Genomic DNA, 2,700 nt, shown 5'->3' with positions numbered 1-2,700 from the left:
TGTTCCGAGACCGGGCGCGACAGCACCGGCGCTTCAGCCGTCCCCACGGCGTCGATCACTTCGTCGACGAACAGGGCCGGGGCAGCGTCCGCCAGGATCGCGGCCACCCGCTCGGCCGGGTACTCGGGGTCGATGGGTACGTAGGCGGCGCCGGCCCGCAGCACGGCCGCCAGCGTGATCACCAGGTCGACCGAGCGCGGCAACTTGACCGCTACCCGGTCCCCCACCCGAACACCCTGGTCCACGAGCACCTGGGCGACCGCGTTCACCCGGGAATCGAAGTCCGTGTACGACAGCTGGTGGCCGGCGTCGTCAATCAAAGCAGGGACGAACGGGGTCGCCTCGGTCTGTCGGCGCACCAGCGCATCCAGCGTCAGGGAGGAGACGTTCCCGGCCTGGCCGACCTGCCACCTGCTCACCCTGGTCCGGTCGAGCTCAGGAACGAGGGACAGACCCGACACCACCTGCTGCGGGTCGGTCGCGATGGCTTCGAGGACGGCGGTGAACACCTGGATGAAGCGGTCCACCTTGGCCCGGTCGAGGATCTCGGTGGCGTAGGTGAGGAAACCGGCCAGGCCGTCGGGAGTGTCGGCCAGGCTGAGGTCGAGGTCGGTCTTGGCCGCGGCCAGGGTGTCGGGCAGCGGCGTCGCGGAGACGCCGGGCAGCGAGAGCGTCTGCCCGGGCTCGTCGACGTAGTGGGTGAGCATGATCTGGAACAGCGGGTTGCGGTTCGCCGCCCGCTCGACCCCGGCCACCCGGGCGATCTCCTCGAACGGCGCGCCCTGGTGGGCGAACCCGTCCAGCACGGTCTGCCGGGTGGCCTGTAGCAGCTCCGCCAGCGTGTCCGCGGGGTTCAGGCGGTGGCGGAAGGGCAACGTGTTGACGAAGTATCCGACCAGGTCCTCGAGGCCGTCCTCAGTGCGTCCACCGAGTGGCGAGCCGATCACCACGTCGTCTCCGGCCCCCAGCACCGAAGCCGCGAGCGCGGTCGCGGCCTGGGCGACCATGAACATGGACACACCGTGGTGGTCAGCCACCCGTCGCAGACCGGCAACCGTGTCCGCGGGCACGGTGAAGTTCAGATCCACGCCGTGATGGGTCGGGTCACCCGGACGGGCTCGGTCCAGGGTGATCGTCGATTCCTGGGGTGCGTCGGCCAGAACCTCTCGCCAGTAGGCGAGGTCTTGTCCCAGCATGCTGTGGGCGTCGTCGCCGGACCCGAGAACTTCGCGCTGCCAGAGCGCGTAGTCGGCGTACTGCACCGGCAGCGGAACCCAGTGCGGCCGCTCGCCGTCCACCCGAGCCCGGTAGGCGGTGGCGAGATCCCCCAGCAGCGACGGGAACGACCACTCGTCCACGGCATGGTGATGCGCGGCCAGCACGAAGATCCACTCGGCTGGAGCCACCCGCAGCAGGCCTGCGCGGATGGGCAGGTCCCGGCCGAGGTCGAACCCACGCTGCACGAGGTCGTCCACGGTTGCGGGCTCGTGCTCCGCAGCCGTAGAGACCTCCAGCGCGGCCAGGGCCTGGTCGACGGGCAGCACAACCTGGTGCAGTCCCTGGTGGTCCTCGACGAGGAGCGTGCGCAGCGCCTCGTGCCGGGCCACCACATCGCCGACCGCGTCCACCAGAGCGTCCTGGTTCAGGTCACCGGTCAGGCGCAGCACAGTCGGCACGATGTACCGCCCACCCGGCCCGCCCATCTGCTCGATCAGCCAGAGCGACTGCTGGCCGTACGACAGCGGAAGCACCTCGGGACGAGCCAGGTCTCCCACCCGGGGAAGCTGGACCTCCTGGGGACGCCCGGCGACCGAGGCGGCCAGCCCGGCGACGGTCGGGACCTCGAACACCTCACGCAGGGTCAAGGCGGAGCCGAGCTGAGCGTTGGTGCGGGCCATCAGGCGGGTGGCCAGCAGCGAGTGCCCGCCCAACCGGAAGAAGTCGTCGTCGGCAGAGACCGGGCCGTCGAGGTTCAGAACCTCGGTGAAGATCTCGGCCACGGCAACCTCGGCCGGCGTGGCTGGGGCGCGACCTGCTTCGGACGCCGAGGCCAGGTCCGGAACCGGCAGGGCGCGACGGTCCAGCTTGCCGTTCACCGTGAGGGGGAACGCGTCGAGCACGATGAACGTGGTCGGCACCATGTACTCGGGCAGCCGTTCGCCCGCGTACTCCCGCAACTGCGGCACCGGCGCACTGGCCGTGAGGTAGGCGGCCAGGTACTTGCCGCCCGCCGGGTGGTCGAACGCCAACACCGCAGCCGCGGTCACGTCCGGGTGCGACTCCAGCACGTTGCGGATCTCGTCCAGCTCGATCCGGAAGCCCCGGACCTTGACCTGGTCGTCGGCCCGGCCCAGGTACTCCAGCTGCCCGTCCTCGCTCCACCGCACCAGGTCACCCGTGCGATAGAGGCGAGCACCATCGTCCGCAAACGGGTTGGCCACGAAGCGCTGAGCCGTCAGCGCCGCCTGCCCCAGATAGCCGTCCGCGACCTGAACACCGCCGAGATAGAGCTCTCCCACCACGCCCGGTCCGACCGGACGCAGCCAGGAGTCCAGCACCACCACGTCGGTGTTCCACACCGGACGACCGATCGGGACCGTGTCCGCATCCGGTCCCAGGTTTTTCAGTTCGAAGCCCACCGTTTCCACGGCGGCTTCGGTCGGGCCGTAGGTGTTCCAGACGTTGATGCCCGAGCCTTCG

General features: G+C 70.1%; 1 protein-coding gene. It reads right to left on the bottom strand.

Going from position 1 to position 2,700, the window contains the following annotated elements:
• On the bottom strand, positions 1–2,700 hold a 2,700-nt coding region (locus LWF15_RS35715; protein ID WP_232815442.1), incomplete at both ends, for a condensation domain-containing protein.

Source organism: Kineosporia rhizophila (assembly GCF_021277265.1).
Taxonomy (GTDB): Bacteria; Actinomycetota; Actinomycetes; order Actinomycetales; family Kineosporiaceae; genus Kineosporia; species Kineosporia rhizophila.
The sequence above is the reverse complement of the archived record's forward strand: the minus strand, read 5'-3'. Positions and strand labels throughout refer to the sequence as shown.